This window comes from Pseudoalteromonas sp. CO342X (genome assembly GCF_004208915.1).
In the GTDB taxonomy this organism is placed as follows: Bacteria; Pseudomonadota; Gammaproteobacteria; order Enterobacterales; family Alteromonadaceae; genus Pseudoalteromonas; species Pseudoalteromonas maricaloris.
The window spans coordinates 287,662-305,137 of record NZ_SGPH01000016.1; the positions used below are offsets into that span (position 1 = coordinate 287,662).

Genomic DNA, 17,476 nt, shown 5'->3' on the forward strand with positions numbered 1-17,476 from the left:
AGTCTATGAAAACCAATGTCATACAATTTCCACCATCGTTGAGTAACATCGTATGGCGAGTATCTGCCATTGATAAATTAGGCAAAGTGTTACGAGTAAAGTGTGACGAATCTAATGTAGAAATGAAGGTTAAAGGTCAATTAGACAGTGTGACACGCGTAAGTATTGACGATGAAGTGTTGTTACATAGCGTGGCAATACCTGTCGTTATTGGTCGCTTAGCTGCACCGCAAGACTTTCCGGCAGCGTCGGTGACAAATAACAACGGCACTGTGGTGTTAAATGGCGAGCAAAAAGTCTGTGTCAAAACCAAAAATGGCAGCATTGCCATTAACGGCAATGGTGAGATACAGCTTGAAGGTAAACTGTTAAACGCCGATATTGAGCAAGATCTCAGCCTCCAAGGCTGGCCAATTCGATTAAATTAAGCTGATATGGTGTGACTATGTTTTTAGCTGCAACCAAATTGGCCGTTCACCGTCAACAACTTAAGTCGCTTTGGCGTCATTATCAAAAGTTTAATGCGCGCCAAGTAGTTGAGACTGGGCGTTTACATGCCCTTGAAAAACAACTATTAAATCATGTGTATACCTTAGCTGAGACGGACGAAGAACACTGGATAAATCGCTCTCAACTAGATTGTATCGCGCACGGGTCGATTGACGATGTATTTACGTTAACCCAAGAGATTGACTCACCTCAGCTGTTGTTACTCATTAACCATCTCTTTGGGACAAGAGCACTTGAAGATCAAGCTAGTGAAATCATCACGGCGATTAACAGCGAACCTGCGCTTGCTGAGCTGCTCATTCATAACTTGTCAGCATGGCGCATTGATTTAGGTGATGCACTCAGGCAGCGAATTTTATCAACAGATGAAAATTGGCCTACGAGCCTTATCTATTTAGCATTTAGTACGGCTAACTTGTCGCGCCACCAACTCATGGCCGCACTTGAACATAGCAACCCTGAAATTGCCTACACGGCATTGGTGAATATGTGGCTGTGTAATACAGAGCAACTTTCAGAGCACTTAGTGAAGCGGTTTGCGATGACCGATGATGCCGCGCTAAAAGCAAAACTATTGCAGCTGGCAGGCTTACTCGACGAACCAAAATGGGATGAACCATGCTTACTTTATTGCCAGCATAATCCAAGCTACATTGCAGAAGTGTTTCCGTACTTTTCTCATACCCGTTCGTTACAAAATCTAGTTAAGTTACTCGAAGTCCCCAGTACCGCTCGTCCGGCTTACGAGGCGTGGAAACAAATCACCGATCTCGAATTGCCTGAAGAATTCGCAATAAGTGATGCGAAAACTGGTATTCAATCTCAAAAATCGCAAAAACTGCCCAGTTTTAAGCAAGCAGAATACGAACGCCAAGCTTTAATAACAGCAAATACCCAACATCAACTCGCAGGGCGTAAAGTCTCTGAGCCAGCGGCTTGGTTACAACAGGGATTGGCTGGCCTTGCTATACAGCGCAAGCTTTCCAAAATTTCCTCGCATGCACTTGGCGCTGCGCTTTTTTACATGCCGATGGCTTATCTTCAGTGGCAATCAGTGAAACAGGAGTTGAACCATGCTAGTGAATGAATCCGAGTGGCAAAGTAGCACGGTTGAGGCTTGGGATGAGGACAAAGATCCTATCGTAGTCATCGCTGTGAAGCAGAACTTTGAATACGACGTAAAGGGTAATGTATATCCCGATCCAACTGGAGCGCCTGTTGTACTTGCTGATGACTTTGACGGTGAAGGGCTTGAAGCCAGCCTAACCGCCGTTAGCGAAGTTCAGCCTTATAAAACCGGTTTTGAAGTATATGGTGAATTGACCTGTTTTCCACCAACCGACAAGCAAGCGCGAGTGATAGAAGTAGGACTCAAACTTGGCTGTGACGATAAGGTCTTTGTTGATAAATTACTGCGAGTTACTGGTGAGCGTGTGTGGAAGCGATCGCTATTCGGGCCCGTGGCGAGCGATCCACTAGTATTATCGTCCTGTGTATTAAATTACCAACTTGCCTATGGCGGCACAAGTCCGTCGGATGAAGAACAAGTTTCGACCCAAAACCCTCTTGGTCGTGGCTATAAGCTCAAAAATAAAGAAGCGAAAGGCCAGCCATTGCCACAAGTGGAGTATGCTAATCAGGTATTAAAAAAGCCGAGTCACGACACTGCGGTAGCAAGCTTTGCAGCGATCCCACCATTTTGGTCGCCAAGGGGTGACAAACTCCCAGAGGTTGACGAATCCCAAGCCCTCGCGGGTAAGTTTCCATTTAAAGAAGTAGTCCCCGCTGCGCATTATCAAGTCGCGCCGCAAGACCAACAAACTCCAAACCCGTTTAGTGATGGCTGGTGGATTGAAATGATGGGCTTGACACCAGATTTACCTTATGGACAAAGCCTAAAGCTAACGTTGCCCAGAATCGTACCTCGCTGTCGTTTGGTTAATGGCCCAGACGCCACGCCTATTGATATGCAGTGTGATACGCTGGTAATTGACTCGCAAACACAGCAGTTTTCATTAATATGGCGAGGAAGGGTAAAAAAGAGCCAAACAGGCAGTAACAGTGCGTTCTTAGTAGAAGAGGCGCAAGCGCAAGGAGTGGCACATGCAGTTTGAATTAATCGCGCTAGAAACTCCCGCCGGTAACCATCCCAGTGCTTTATATACCGCAGTCGCAAATAACATGCGCTTTTGCACACCAAGCAAAGCCATTGTTAGATATGATATAAGCCTCGATGCCCCATACTTGCGCGCACAAATTGAAGAAATCTCGGTCACACGACGTAAAGACCGCTGTTTAGCCATTTTAGAATCTTTATTAAATCAGACAAAACAACGGCTTGATGGCAGTGCCAACACGTGGGATGGCACCATTAATCTGGTTACTGCCAACACAAAAGCAGAAGAGCCATATATAGAGCTGTCTGATGTGAGGGCGCTTTGTGGCCACCTTGAGCTGAACGTTGACGATATTCAGTTGCATCAAACACTTGATATTGATTCGCTCTCGCCAAATAGCCTCTATGTATTTGTAGATAGTTGCGTTGGTTATGATGAAGCGTCAAAGCCAAACTGGGTAGGCAAACTACAAGTTGTTGGCGGTCCTGAAGGTGTTGTATTAAGTGAAGGCGGTTGCGTACTGCTTGGTACAAGTGCAAATAAAAATGCATGCCAAATTAAAGCATATCAGGGCGACTTAGGTGAGCTATTAAAAGAGCTGCACGCAGAGATAAACGAGCCTTATATTTCGACCCGCTTACTCAGTGAGCAGTGGCAAAGAGAATGGCTCAATGCCAGCCGCGCCTTGTACCAAGAACACGACGCGTTAATAGAGCTAAATAACACGGCAAATACCATTGGTTATATTGGCGCTGGCCATAATGCAATGGGGCTTGCGGTTGCCAGCAGTTATTTACACAACCCGTTAAATAGCCACATTGAAAGAGTGTGGCTGATCACAGAGCAAGAAAAACCACAATTAATCTCAGTAACAAGGAGTGTGTTATGAGCTTTATCGCAGCAGTAAAGGGAAAAGAGCCAGATTCAATTCAGTACGATCAAGATGCAATGTCTGCGACGTTGAGAGTAGGCGGGAGTGTGTCGTGGCGACATAATAATCCTGCATTGTTAAAGCTTACTATCGCAGCGAAAAATAATGGTGCCATTGGCTGTGTAAATGGGATAGCCGTATTTCCTGACAAAGCCAGCGGTGAAAACGCATTTATAGACGAGATTGAGCGCGCTAAATATGGCGATATGATGCTGGGTGAAATGATAACCGAGTTTGCCAGTGACTATATTGTCCCACCGCCTAAGTGGAACGACGAAAAAAACGAGCCAATTTTACCTCATCAAGAGCCAGAAACTGGCATGGATATGCACATGCCCATTGACAACCCTCGGGCATTTTTAGATTTGGTTGAGCGCAAAATAGGATGGCAAGCTGGCACTGAGGAACAAATTGAAAAAGATGCAGATAGCGAAGCGCAGCAGGTAGGCATCGTGAGCGGCCAAAACGTATTAATTAATGGTCGCACCGCAGTACACAAAGATAGCGGTGGCGCGCTCACGACCATAGATGTTTGCTGGACTCAAATTGGCAAAGTAGTGGTGCCGATACCTTACTGTAATATGGCCAAATCCAAAGACGCGGCAAGTACCGCTAGCTCGGTAAAAATTAATGGCAACCCTGCAGCCAATATAAAAAGTAACTTTTCAAAAAGCACAGGCGATCAGCCCGGCAGAAAAAAAGGCATCGCCAGCGGCACTATAAAAGGCAAAGCCGAATTTATTCTCGGCTCTTTTGATGTGTATATCGAAGGAAAACCCGCCGTTCGCCAAGGAGATTTTATGATCTCTAACAGTAAAAATACGCCGCCTTCTCCCCTTAACCAACCGGGCGGTGCTACTCCTAGCTCACTATCAGTGGCAAAAAGAGATGCAACGGTTACAGAACAAGACCCAATCCAGAGCGCATTTGGTCTAAATAACCAAAGCAGCCGTAGTCTTATTTCACAGGGAAATTTCGTGATAAAGCAAGGCGCAAATAAACAACAAAAAAAACTAGAACAGGGAGGGCAATAAAGCATGGGCGCACATATTTTTAATACGGAACTCAACGACGAGCAAGCACCTTGTACTCTGGAATTGCAACTTCAAGGATTAAATGGCAAAGATTGTACAGTGCCACTTGGTTTTGCTGAAGTTCAACGAGCGTCATCACCAAAATCGGATGACCAAATTCCTTTTGTAGAGACGGTAGAGTTACGTGTATTCTCAGAAGCGTCGCTTGATATTAATAAAGCAAAGGCACCAGAATACGTGCCCATGTTTAAAGATCAAAAAGAATTTCAAGAAGATGAGCCGGTTGGTTACTACTACTTTTTTGTTAATGGTTATTTGTGGCGAGAAATAGCTGCCATTTCAGGTGGCATGCTCAGTGAAGTTGACCTTCGCGAATATCACGGTCAAAGCTTCAGGCCCAACAACGGCACGCACATGCCAAGACTCACACTACCAATTCGCGCAAAGGGCCTATTCTCAGACTCAACTTCAGTTGAAACCATGACTTATCAAGTTGCCTTTTCACGCGTGCAATGGTCGTGGGATTACATCAGCGCGCTTGGAGATATGAAGCCAGGTGACAGCCGCTTTGATAAAAAGCCGATGACGTCAAAATGCCCAGACGAAGGTAAAGCCTCGACCTATCGTAGCGAGCGGATGCAAACCATCGATTTTTCATCAGCCCCCAATTGGGACAGTATTGAAAACCTAAAGGCTAATGAAGACGGTGAACCCTGTATTTATTTGCATGACGTTTTGGGGATAGCGCAGAAATATTATTTAGAAGGAGAGGCTGCATTACATAGCCTGAGAAATAGACAAACTGAGCTGTCTAAAAATGGGTTTCAAAAGTCAGCATTAATTGCTCATAAGCTCCTTTTTGATGAGTCACTCTATGAAATTGATTACACAAAAATGAGAAACAGACTCGCAACAAACTTATATGAGCAAAATGATAGTACTTCTAAAGTGCTCAGAAAGGCAGCTGCCTTAGTATCTGAGGATAAGTTAGAGCAATATCTTCTAGGCGAAAAACCACAAGAAGTTGTTAACGAATTGCAGTCAATAATTGATGCTAGAAATAACTTGTATGATATCTACAATAGAAAAGTTGAGGCTCAGAACACTCCACTTTCTAATCTCTGTTCTAGAAATAATATTGCGAGCCCGCCGACCCAAAAATCTGTACTAATTGACTTTAGTACACTCGAACAATCGGCATTTGATGATGGACTAGGACTCACATCCGAACATTTTTTACTATTAACTATGCCAGATGATTCTATACCTTTATACATTGATTCAATGGTAAATAAAAAAGAGTTAACACGAATCAGAAAAGACCTACAGCTTCAACAAAGTAAAGCACTAGAGTTTGTATGGCAACATTTTGACAATGAGAGTAGCTTTTTTAATGTTCTATTTTGTGCTCACCCAGATGCTTACGGAGATATGCTCAAGAGTTCCATTTATGACGAAGAGTTGATTTCCTCTGAGCTTGGCGAATTCACACCGAAAAAGTTTAAAAGTGATATCCAAGGTAATCAGCACATCAATATGGGAGGATCCATTTTTAATATTGCTAAAGGAGGGGTTGATATTTCACTAAAGGGTGTACAAGAGTATGTTGCACTTCAGCAACAGTTAGCTGTACTGAAGTTTGAGAAGATCCCACCTAGTGAAAGACTATTACATATTGTTGGTGCAACGATAAAAGCGAGGTCTCCAAGTTGGTTTGATGAGCTAGAGATTCACTCTTTAGGAGCTATACCAAACGATAGAGTCGCAATTACTAAAGAATTCGTTGATTTGCCTGTTTTGCAGAAGCTTGTCACGGGTGAGGCAAAAAAACCTTTTCAGCGGATACTTAGGCAGGCAAGTAACGGAAAGCAAGCAAATATAGCAAAAAGAGATCTTAAGGTTGTTGCTGGTGCATTAAAGCTAAAAATTAAAGGACCTGGAAACAAACCTCACAATGCTGAAATGTTAAAAAAGACCAAAGAGGTTATTATAGCTTTAGCACTGAGGGTTTCAGATATTAAGGAGGTTCAAGACTCCGTGCTCAGGGGTAAAAGTGCGCTTACCATGCCAAAAACGTCACTTTATAAAGGTGGATTTGCTTTTAATGTGGCACAAGAATTAGGCGGAGACTATTCCATTAATGGAATATCCTCTACAAAAGCAAACTTAGGTGCTCAGCTTATAAATAAATCCGTTGCCCATATTGTTTTTATGTTAGTTTCTTACAGTACCTATCTTGCTTATTCTGATTATAAAAAGAATTTTGAAGGCAAAGGAGATATATATGAGTATGAGAAGAACATCGCAATAATTGGAGCACAAATAGCGGCGTCGGTTTCACTTTTCAATGCTATTAAACAAGTTAAAGAAGTGGAACATACTGCTAAACTTTGGCGTTTTAGATTGTTATACACGAAACTCAGACTTTTTAGTGGAATCGTCGGATTTGTAGGAGCTGATATATTATTAAAAGACGCTTTGAAGCTGATTGAGAGAAATGATACGGTAGCGGGTACGACAATGTTAATAGCTTCTGGTGTGACATTTTTTTCGGCGATATATGGTATATTTGCTGCCACAATGGGGCCGGTAGGTTGGGCTTTACTTGTTGGGAGTATACTAACTACTATAATAGCTGAGTCATTAATTGAGTCAAAGTTAGAAATCTGGGCTAAAAATGGTCCATTCTCAAAGGGTAGTGAAAACCTCCCTGCTTTTACAAACCATGAAAAGTATTATAATTATATTAACTCTATACTTTTTGAGCCGAAACTCTCAATTTCCAGCTTAGGTGACAATGCTTATTTGGTAAAGGTGTTAACACCAAGGTTTGAGGTTGGGCTATCTGACTTGAGCCTAGTTGTTAGTTATGAGTATCGACATAAAGTGACACTTAATAAACATAAAGGAACATGGGTTTATGGGACTCAAGATTATAATCCTACTTTTTCTAAAGAAAATGAGCACCTTTCAGGTGACTTCTATTTCAAGATTCCAGATGATGTAACTAGCATTAGTATAAGTCCTAAGTTGATTTTAGATGATTACATTACTCTCCCTGTAGATTATGAAAGTTATGAGACCGGAGGAGGTTATTGAAAGTGAGAAGTACACGTTACAATGGTTTTTTCGAAGAGTACAATATATTGCACTTTATGGGGGGGAGAAAAAAAGGGTTGGCCTTATTTGACATTGAAACGGATGGAGAGAGTTTCCAAACCATACAGCGGGAAACGTGGCGGTTTCACTTAGTGTTAGATGAAGGGGGATTTAAACGGTTTTTGATGTTTTTACCTCTAGGTTTATGCGGTGCCCTATGGTTTCTCTTATTATTTAATGTTGTGTTGTATTTTTTTACGGACGAAATTACTAGTAAAGAGCTAATTGATCTATTTGCTGGGCGCTTTTTTTTTAACGTAGCTCTTTCACTTTTTTTTCTAAATATTTATCCGTACTTTTTAAGAATGTTGGGGCATAAATACGCCTACTTCGATAGAGTTAAACAAACCGTTAGTTTTAGTTTTGATGTTGGCTCAGACGAGCTGGATGAGTTTGGCAATCAGTGTTTTCCATGGCTGGATATAGAAGCGGAAATTTTTGAGCAAATTGGCGATATGGGGGTTCCACGTTTCTTTGTCCGTTTAGTGCATAAAGAACGCGATAAATACCCAAAGGTAAACCTTCGTATGGATGTTGTGGGAATACAAAATTCAGCTATGTACTGTCATTTAAGGTGGGAATTGATTATCCGACATATGGATTATACTAAACCATTACCAGATATCCCTATTTATGAGCTCGGTAGAAGCAAAGATGATTTGACGAGGGAGTTTGATAAGCAAAACAATCGACCAAAGCTTTTTTGGGCTGGGTTTAGTCTGGGAGAGCAGAGTCGATTAAAACGACTTTATGAAGAAGACGCTGCAGATTTTAACTTCACTTACGGCCCTGAACGTGAGGAAATTGTAAAGCCTTGGTTAAAGTGGAAACCAGATCTGACTCAAGAGCAGGTCAATAAAAAGCAAAGCTTTATAAAAGTCGCGTTAATACAGATTCTAACAGGGTTACCATAACAGTTGCTACAGCTTTTTCAGGGAGGAAAATAGTGAATACACTTCAGAAAAATAGCTTTTTTAATCGATTTTTTCGTGAAAATAGCTTTAAAGGTGGGCTAAGTAAAAATAGGCACGGCTTGGCAATTTATAGAAGGTTCTACACTCCAAAAACGGATGTGTATTTAAATACTAATGAACGCTACTTTTATGAAGAAAAGCCTAGTAGCACAACCTTTTTTCTATTTTATTTACCATGCGGTATTTCCTTTTCTATTTGGGTTTTGCTTCTAATAAACCTTCTTGTTGTTATTTTTACTGACGGAAGTTTCTACTGGCCGATTCTACTGATAATTCCAATCTACTCTTTTATAACTGTTAATGTTTTAGGTTTGACATATGATCGTGTAAAGTTTAAAGGAGCTTATTTTGATCGTTTAGAGAAAAAAGTCAGCTTTACATGGAAAGTAAAAAACGCTGAAGAATTTGATATGTTCGGTAATCCAACATTCAATTGGGAAGACATTGAGTGTCACACTAAAAATGAATTTGCTGTTTTAGGTATTATGAAAGGGTTTATTGAAATTAGACATAAAAATTTAGATCTTTACCCTAATGCAAAACTTACAATAAATGCCTCTGGTGATACATCGAAGCCTGTGCAATGTTTTTTGGAATGGGAGTCGATTGTTAGGCACATGGAGCAAGATAAACCTTTACCCGATACACCGGAATACGAGCTGTATCGAGAACTGGATCCAATCACTAAGTCTTTTGATGAAAGCAATGGTCGACCAAAAGGCTTTTGGACACAATTCAGCCTTGAACAACAAAGAGAAATTGAAGAGCAAATATTTCAGGAAGCTATAAAATTTGACTGGTCTGAGGGCAAAGTTCAACCAGAAATTACAAAACCGTGGGAAGTATGGACTCCTGACCCCAAACGGCCACCCAAGCCAAGAGGTATGTTCACCATGATAATGTTACAGCTAGTATTTTGCTATCCTGAGTAAAACTCCAAGGACATTCTTAGCTTTACCCTCGATGGTGATATTTTGGATGTTGAATTCGCGACGCCATTTATAAGAAGGGGTGGATTTAAACTTCCTGTTAATTATAAAGAATATGAAAGCTAGGGGCGAAATTGAAAGTACTAACTAGGGCATGCTATTTTAATCGATGTTTTAACGCTGAAAACTTTTATGGGGGGTTGTCTAGAGAAAGATTTGGTTTAGCCTTCTATATAATGTTCATGAAAAGGAAAGAAGAAGACAGGAAAAATCGTTTTATTTTCATTCATGCTCCGCAAGATTGGTCATTTTATATTTTTGCACTCCCTTGCTTTGTATCTGCGTTAATGTGGTTTGCACTTTTTGGGAAACTTATCGCGTATTTATTTATGGGAGATGATTTTTATTGGCCGGCGTTAATAGTACTCCCGATTTATTCAATATTTTTTGTTAACTTGTTAGGGTATTTAAAGTCTTTTAAACCCAAAAAAGGTGTGTGTTTAAATCGTGTAGAACAAACGGTAAGCTTTGCGTGGAAAATTGATGGTGAAAAAGATATTCCTTCAGGTGCTAATTTAAGCTTTAATTGGGAGGATATTGTTTGCAAACAAAAGCAAAATGTTGGCTCCGTAGGCTCTATGGTAAGTGTTTTAGAGTTAAGTCATCATAACTTAGAATCGTTCCCAAATGCAAAGATGACGTTGCCTTTAGGTTTGGATAATACATCAATGCCCATTAATAATTATCTAATGTGGGAATATATCGTGAGGTACATGGATATAAGTAAACCACTACCTGACTCACCTGAGTTTGAGCTATTTCGAGAACTTGACCCTTTGACTGCCAAATTAGATGAAAAAAATAAACGCCCGAATAGATTTTGGACACAATTCAGCCTTGAACAGCAAAGAGAAATTGAAGAGCAAATATTTCAAGAGGCTTTAAAGTTTGACTGGTCTGAGGGCAAAGTTCAACCAGAAATTACAAAACCGTGGGAAGTATGGACCCCTGATCCCAAACGGCCACCCAAGCCAAGAGGTATGTTCACCATGATAATGTTACAGCTAGTATTTTGCTATCCGGAATAGGTGTTGTGGATAGCTTTTAACTTTTGATGCTTTTATGGGACGTTTGCAACGCTAGCGTATATAGCCTCATACAAACCTAGATTGATTTAGTCTGCGCTCCGGTCATCAACATGGAAATATAAAATGAAAAATGCATCAATCGATTTTTATAGTATGTTGTATTCGCCTACGATAAATATTCAAAGATTTTTTAGTGTTTTTAAAGTGTAGGTTAGTATGTCTCCAACCAATGAGTTAGGAGGCTTCCTGCTCATTTTTATTGGTCAAAAGAAGGTGATGACAAAATACAGGAGATAAATCATCATCAGTTGGCCAAGCTTAGCAGTGGTTGGAAGCTATATCCTAATCGAACCGGTTATTACTTTGAGTTCACTGAAGGAAAACTCTGTGAACTATCAAACCTAGAAGTTGGTAGCTCTATTGAGTTAATCATAGAAGTAGAAAGCTACCCCAATGGTAAAGGTAAAAAAGTGATCGAGAGCGCTACTGAATTGTACTCTTTACCAACGGTGGTGACCAAAAAAGACGATGGTTATTTGATTGCGAAAGGGGTTAGATACATAAAAGAACTATCCAGATTAAATCAAAAGTTCAGATTTCCTGAAAGGCCGCCAATTAGATAGAAGGAAACGAAGTATGAAAAAGATTGAAGAGATGACTCAAGAAGAGCGGAATATTTATTTAATTGAGAGGGCTAAAGAAAGAAACAGAAAGTACCGTGAAGAAGCTACCGAAGAAGAAAAAGAAGAAGAAAAAGAAGACTTCGCAAAAATTGATGCGTATATAGATAGAGAAACAGGTTATCGCCGAAGTGGTGTTTTTTATGAAGAACTACCAAAAGATCATCTTCATAACTTAAGCTATAAGGAACGGCTTGCCAAGGCGGAAGAATTAAACGATTGTAAGTTTAAAGACGCAAAACCCTGTAAAGACGCATTTGCGCCGAGAGACGACTTTAGTGGCGTAAGTTACCCTAGCCAATGCGATGGTAGGGTTGTTTCCGTACCGCGCTCACCGGGATTATGGTCTATTAGGCTGCATGGGTTGGTATTAGGCCCTATTATTGGGATTTGTCTGTTAGGGGTAAGTATGACAGACGACAGTATGCCAGCTTTGCATTCATGGTTGGGGCTGTTTCTACTGACTGCATTCCCTTTAATAATGTACAAATTAGGGAATGCAATTCGTATTGTGGATGCAATTGAGTTTAACCGCCATACTGGATTGGTAAGAACGCCAAACACCTTATTCAGAAAGCCATTTTATATCCCCATAGAAGACCTAGAGTATGTTGTTGGTCCAGAAGTAAAAAATATGCGAGGTAGCGCATCGATGCAAACGGGTTACTTAAGTTGTAGAAAATACCCCGAGCACTATTGGTTTGGAAATCGTATTGGTATTGCAGGGGGCGGCGATGCTCACGATTGGTCACAAATGAATAGGTTTATGGATATTACTCAACCAATTGACGAGTACTATCACAGTGCTATGGAGTATACGTTTAAAAAGAATAGGAATGCTCACGGCAATGGCCCATTTCCCGAGGTGATGAAAAAGTACTTTGATGCAGATGACTGCCAAGTAAATCGCATGGAAGTGTGGTGATACGAATTCTAAAAACTTTTATCTGTAGATACGCTGGTCTCAGTATGATAGCTATTTCAACAAGCAATCCAATTTAATATCAGTCTCCAATTAGGTGGATACCAAGGTACCAGTAATAAAGCGGGTATTCATTTTTGGCCGTCTAGAGTGCATGTTAAGTTTTTGTGGCAAAGCAGCTGCATGTACTAAATGAGCCAAAAATTTAGGAGATTATGTAATGGATAGAAAATGGTTATTACCATCATTATTGGCATCAAGTAGCCTTCTGGTCGCATGTGGGGGCGGTAGTGATGACGATCCACAACCTGGCGATAACACCGGAGCCAAAGGTTCAATAAAAGTCATTGTACAGGGCTTACCCGCAGGTGCCGAGGCAGATCTAACGCTAACAGGTCCATCAAGCTATAGCGAAGATATTTCTACTACCACTACACTCAATGCGCTTGCTACGGGTGAATATAAGCTAACAGCTACCTCTCGTTCTGTAAATCAGGCACTGTATCAACCCAATGAAGAATCAATCACCGTTGATTTAAGCAGCAATGAAGAAGAAACAATCATCATCACCTACCGGACATCAGTCAATGCAGAGGGAACGGTAACGGGATTCGGCAGTGTGTATGTTAATGGTGTACGTTATGAAACAACACCAGAGCAACAAGCAAACCTTAAAGTTGGTATGCAGGTTGACTTACAAGGTAAACAAGGAGCAGATGGTGGCTTTGCGGTTGCAGACTCTATTACCTACGACGCAACCGCTAAAGGTGTAGTGACCGCAGTAGACTATGCAAATCAAACAATTACCGTTTTAGGTCAAGAATTTGGTGTCGATAAGCGCACAAAGCTCACTATCGCATTTACTGAGTTAAATACGGGAGACTTTGTTGAGATCAGTGCGCTGCATCAAGGGCAGGGTCAATACATCGCTACCCGTATTGATGTTGAAGAACAAAATGGCGAGTTTGAGGTTGAAGGCAAGGTTTCTGAACTAAACCTCGATGCCAAGACATTTAAATTAGGCGCGCTTATTGTTGACTACAGTCAAGCAACAGCGGTTGAAGGCACAATAGAAAATGATGCAATAGTAGAAGTAGAAGCTTCAAACTTACCTGTAGAGGGCGTTTTACTTGCGGATAGCGTCGAGGTTGAAAGCGCCAATTCAGCGCCTTCGGGAGCGGTGGCCAAATTCGAAGGAATAGTAACACAAGTCAATGACGATGCTTTTGCAATTGGCGGCCATACTTTTACATTGAGCGATGAGACTGACTATAAGAAAGGCGACGATGACGACTTACAAGTCGGTATGCGTGTATTTGTGCTTGCAGTTGCAACTGAAGAAGGTTTAATCGCCAAAAAAGTACGCTTTGATAAGCACTCTGAAATCGAATTAACCGGTGTCATTGACGCAATTGATCTTGAAGCACAAACACTAACGGTATTTGGAAGCAGTTATTTTGTAGATAACTATACCCAATTTGAAGATGAGTCAGATGCTGAGGACAAAGAGTTAAAACTCGAGAAGCTTAATATTGGCGATGTCGTTGAAATTGAAGCTTTTGGCTTTGAAGGTGCTTATGTCGTGAGAGACTTAGAGCGCATCTCTGCGAGTGATTTTAATGATCAGCAAGAGCATGAAGTTGAAGGAAAAGTTACTGCTGTGAATGCAGCTGAGCAGACAATCACTGTTGGTAAACTGGTCTTTGCTATCAATGGAGCAACCGAACTTGAGCTTGAGAGTGATGTTGATCTAACGGTATTTTTTGAAAAAGTGGCGGCAGGTGATATCGCGGAAGTTGACTATGTTATCCAAGGTGGTGCACTTATCGCCACGAAAGTTGAGGTTGACGACAAAGACGACGACTTTGATGACCGAACTTTTGAATTATCAGGTAAAGTTTCGGACTTTAACCCTGTCGATGCAACTTTTAGCCTCAATGGTAAAACCGTGTTTTTTGATGAAAACACCGAGTTTAAAAACGGCATATTTGTTAATGACGACTTCGTTGAAGTCAAAGCGATTCAGCGTGCTGACGGCTCAGTTTTTGCGCTTAAAATTGAAATCGAATCTGAAGACGGCATTGAGCTTGAAGTTGAAGGTGACGTCACTAACTTCGTCTCAGCGTCTGAGTTTATGGTGAATGGCATTTCAATTACCACGGATAACAATACTGAGTTTAAAGATGGCAGCAGTGAAAACTTAGCTAATGGCGTCTCTGTTGAAGTCGAAGGGGTGTTAACCCAAGATAACGTACTATTGGCTAAGAAAGTTGAATTTGATGATGACGATGCCGAAGAAGTAGAGATTGCGGGGGTTATCGAAGACTTAGTTAAGGACTCTCCGTTTGATTATCAGTTCAATCTCGGCGCGCAGCGTGTTCAAGTTACCGCAAACACAGAGTTTAAGCATGGTAATTTTGAAAAACTAGATAATGGTTTAGAAGTGGAAGTAGAAGGATACACCACAGATGGCGTGAAAGTGGTTGCTAAAGAGCTGAAGTTTCAAGCAATAAAGTACGTAGAAGTTGAAGGGTTAATCACGCAAGTTGATTCAGCAACCATGTTTTATGTGCTAGGCCAAAAAATTAAAGTGTCTGAGCAAACTCAGTTTGAAGATGGTAGTCAGTCTGATATTGCAACGGGTAAAAACGTTGAAGTGGAGGGCTATTTAGTAACCGAGGATGGTGAAACTTATATTCAAGCAGAAAAAGTAGAGTTCGAAGACTAAGTATTACTAAATGTTAAGCAAGCAATTAAAGCCTCCAATATGGAGGCTTTTTTGTATATTTATCACTTTAAAGTTAATTCACTTCTCCTGACTTAGTACCGTCATATTTCTAGCACTTAACTGCCATAAAAGCTTAGCTTTCTTGACTTTTTTCCCTCGTATAGTGACACCCGCCACGCAAAACGCAACGGTTTATCCTGACTCGCTGTTCTTCTTGGTTCAGTTTCTATGAAGTGGAATAAGAAGAGACGTGAATTGGTATTACTGAAATAACTAAAAGCATGCGCACGGGTATGCAAACAAAGTAAAGAAAGGACTTATGAAAACAAAACTACTTCCAATCGCACTACTGTGCGGTGCCACAAGCATTATGACTGGTTGCTCAGATTCAGATAACAATGTTGATATAAACGTGCCGAAAGGACCTGATATTCCAAAAGAGGGCACTGCGGTGTCTTTGCGTTTACTAGAAACCACAGATTTGCATGCAAATGTATTGAACTACAACTACTTTTCAGATAAGCAAGATGACAAAGTGGGTCTAGTGAAAACTGCGGCGTTAATCCATCAAGCGAGAAGCCAAGTTAAAAACTCCATGCTGGTAGATAATGGCGATTTGATCCAAGGTAGTCCACTTGGCGACTATATGGCGAAAATCAAAAACCTCAAAGAGGGAGAAGTTCATCCTGTTTATAAGGCCATGAACACACTAGAGTACGATGTCGCGAATATTGGTAATCATGAGTTTAACTTTGGCTTAGCGTTTTTAGACGAAGCAATCGACGATGCGAATTTTCCCTATATTAGTGCAAACGTATTTAAGGTTGATGGTGACGAAGATGAAACAAATGATGTGCCGTTATTTAAGCCTTACCTAATTCAAGAAAAGCAATTCTTTGACGAGAATGACAAGCTTCAGGTGATTAAAGTCGGCTTTATAGGTTTTGTTCCACCGCAAATCATGCAATGGGATAAGGCCAATCTTGAAGGCAAAGTGATCGCCAAAGACATCGTAAAAATGGCAAAACACTACGTACCTAAGATGAAAGCTGAAGGCGCGGATATTGTCGTTGCTATTCCGCACTCAGGCCTAGACGTGTCTGCCGATAAGCCAATGGCTGAAAATGCATCTTATGCTTTGTCCAAGGTGGATGATATAGACGCCATTATGTTTGGTCACGCGCATGCAAACTTCCCAGGTTCGGGCTATGCAGACTTAGCGGCACATGGTGTTGATAATGATAAAGGCACAATCAATGGCGTTGCGGCTGTAATGCCTGGTTTTTGGGGCAATCATCTTGGTGTAATTGACCTAGATATCCAATTTAAATCAGGTAAATGGGTGGTGGTTGACTCACAGTCGACGCTGAAAGCTATCTATGAAACGGATGAAAATCGTAACACCGTATCTTTGGTAGAAAGCGATGCGGCAATTGAAGCAGCGGTACATCGTGAGCATGCTGAAACTCGCGCATGGGTGAATGAGCCTTTTGCTAAAATTACCAACACAGTGAACAGCTATTTTGCGTTAGTGAATGACGATCCCTCAATCCAAATCGTGACTGACGCACAAGCATGGTATACAGCAAAAATCGTGCAAGGTACTGAGCTTGATGGATTACCTATTCTGTCTGCGGGTGCGCCTTTCAGAGCAGGGCGTGGCGGGCCTGATGACTTTACCGCAATACCTGCAGGTGATATCGCCTATCGTAACGTTGCGGATATGTACATTTACCCGAACGTACTTAAGGTGTTGAAGCTCAAGGGCAGCGAAGTGCGCGAATGGCTTGAAATGTCTGCGGGACAGTTCAATCAAATCACACCAAATACTGAAGGCGTTCAAGCGCTGATCAATCCAGACTTTCCTTCATATAACTATGATGTACTAGATGGTGTGACGTATCAAATTGATGTCACTGAGCCTGCACGCTACGCGGCAAACGGTGAAAAGGTGTCAAACGGTAACCGCATTAAGGCATTGAAGTATCAAGGTGAGTTGGTGAAGGACGACCAAGTATTCTTGGTTGCAACGAATAACTATCGTGCATCTGGTGGCGGTAATTTCCCAAATATTAAGGGAGATAAAATCGTTGTCGACTCGCCAAATGAGAACCGTCAGGTCGTTGCTGACTATATTACTTTTGTTAGCGACCAAAATGGTGCTGCAGGACTTGATCCGTCCGCCGATATGAACTGGTCGTTTGCACCTGTAGTTGGCGCCAATATTGAATTCTTTAGCTCAACCAGTGCGGATGCTGAAACTTACAGTCAGCAATTTAATCATATTCTACCTACCGGCAAAACCGACGAAAGAGGTTTTGCACTTTATCAGCTGGATTTAACACAACCGCTGAACTAATACACTACGCCGCCATATTTTGGCGGCTTTTTTATTGCTTCTTTT

At 41.3% G+C, this 17,476-nt stretch carries 13 protein-coding genes; all 13 read left to right on the top strand.

From position 1 onward, the window contains the following. Nucleotides 1-5 precede the first annotated feature (5 nt). The 13 genes from EXT47_RS08290 (at nt 6) to EXT47_RS08350 (ending at nt 17,431) form a co-directional block, all read left to right on the top strand. Nucleotides 6-428 carry a hypothetical protein gene (locus EXT47_RS08290; RefSeq protein WP_130126266.1) on the top strand — a complete coding sequence of 141 codons (423 nt, stop codon included), beginning with the start codon at nt 6-8 and terminating at the stop codon, nt 426-428. 17 nt (nt 429-445) lie between these two features. Then, nucleotides 446-1,597, top strand: a complete 1,152-nt coding sequence (locus EXT47_RS08295; RefSeq protein WP_130126267.1) for a hypothetical protein — start codon at nt 446-448, stop codon at nt 1,595-1,597. Continuing rightward, nucleotides 1,584-2,624 (top strand): DUF2169 domain-containing protein, encoded by a 1,041-nt coding sequence (locus EXT47_RS08300; protein ID WP_226899080.1) that lies wholly within the window; start codon nt 1,584-1,586, stop codon nt 2,622-2,624. Before EXT47_RS08295 ends, EXT47_RS08300 begins: the two co-directional genes overlap by 14 nt. Continuing rightward, a complete protein-coding gene (locus EXT47_RS08305) occupies nt 2,614-3,516 on the top strand; it encodes a hypothetical protein (RefSeq protein WP_130126268.1) in 903 nt (300 codons plus the stop codon). Before EXT47_RS08300 ends, EXT47_RS08305 begins: the two co-directional genes overlap by 11 nt. Then, the gene (locus tag EXT47_RS08310) at nt 3,513-4,592 is read left to right on the top strand and encodes a DUF4150 domain-containing protein (protein ID WP_130126269.1); all 1,080 of its coding nucleotides are present in this window, start codon (nt 3,513-3,515) and stop codon (nt 4,590-4,592) included. The genes EXT47_RS08305 and EXT47_RS08310 overlap by 4 nt, the downstream gene beginning before the upstream one ends. Before the next feature lie 3 nt (nt 4,593-4,595). Continuing rightward, nucleotides 4,596-7,691: a hypothetical protein gene (locus EXT47_RS08315; protein ID WP_130126270.1), complete on the top strand. Its 3,096-nt coding sequence runs from the start codon at nt 4,596-4,598 to the stop codon at nt 7,689-7,691. Between the two features lie 47 nt (nt 7,692-7,738). After that, entirely contained in the window at nt 7,739-8,665 is a 927-nt protein-coding gene (locus tag EXT47_RS08320) for a hypothetical protein (RefSeq protein WP_130126271.1), read from the top strand. Nucleotides 8,666-8,697: 32 nt separating this feature from the next. Beyond that, nucleotides 8,698-9,657 carry a hypothetical protein gene (locus EXT47_RS08325; RefSeq protein WP_130126272.1) on the top strand — a complete coding sequence of 320 codons (960 nt, stop codon included), beginning with the start codon at nt 8,698-8,700 and terminating at the stop codon, nt 9,655-9,657. Between the two features lie 131 nt (nt 9,658-9,788). After that, complete coding sequence (locus tag EXT47_RS08330; protein ID WP_130126273.1) at nt 9,789-10,742, top strand: hypothetical protein; 954 nt, start codon at nt 9,789-9,791, stop codon at nt 10,740-10,742. A gap of 308 nt (nt 10,743-11,050) precedes the next feature. After that, nucleotides 11,051-11,365: a hypothetical protein gene (locus EXT47_RS24050; RefSeq protein WP_226899078.1), complete on the top strand. Its 315-nt coding sequence runs from the start codon at nt 11,051-11,053 to the stop codon at nt 11,363-11,365. 13 nt (nt 11,366-11,378) lie between these two features. Continuing rightward, the gene (locus EXT47_RS08340; RefSeq protein WP_130126274.1) at nt 11,379-12,347 is read left to right on the top strand and encodes a hypothetical protein; all 969 of its coding nucleotides are present in this window, start codon (nt 11,379-11,381) and stop codon (nt 12,345-12,347) included. A gap of 217 nt (nt 12,348-12,564) precedes the next feature. Then, nucleotides 12,565-15,072 (top strand): DUF5666 domain-containing protein, encoded by a 2,508-nt coding sequence (locus tag EXT47_RS08345; protein ID WP_130126275.1) that lies wholly within the window; start codon nt 12,565-12,567, stop codon nt 15,070-15,072. A gap of 319 nt (nt 15,073-15,391) precedes the next feature. Further along, nucleotides 15,392-17,431, top strand: coding sequence for a bifunctional 2',3'-cyclic-nucleotide 2'-phosphodiesterase/3'-nucleotidase (locus EXT47_RS08350; protein ID WP_039495823.1), 2,040 nt, complete (start codon nt 15,392-15,394; stop codon nt 17,429-17,431). Nucleotides 17,432-17,476 lie beyond the last annotated feature (45 nt).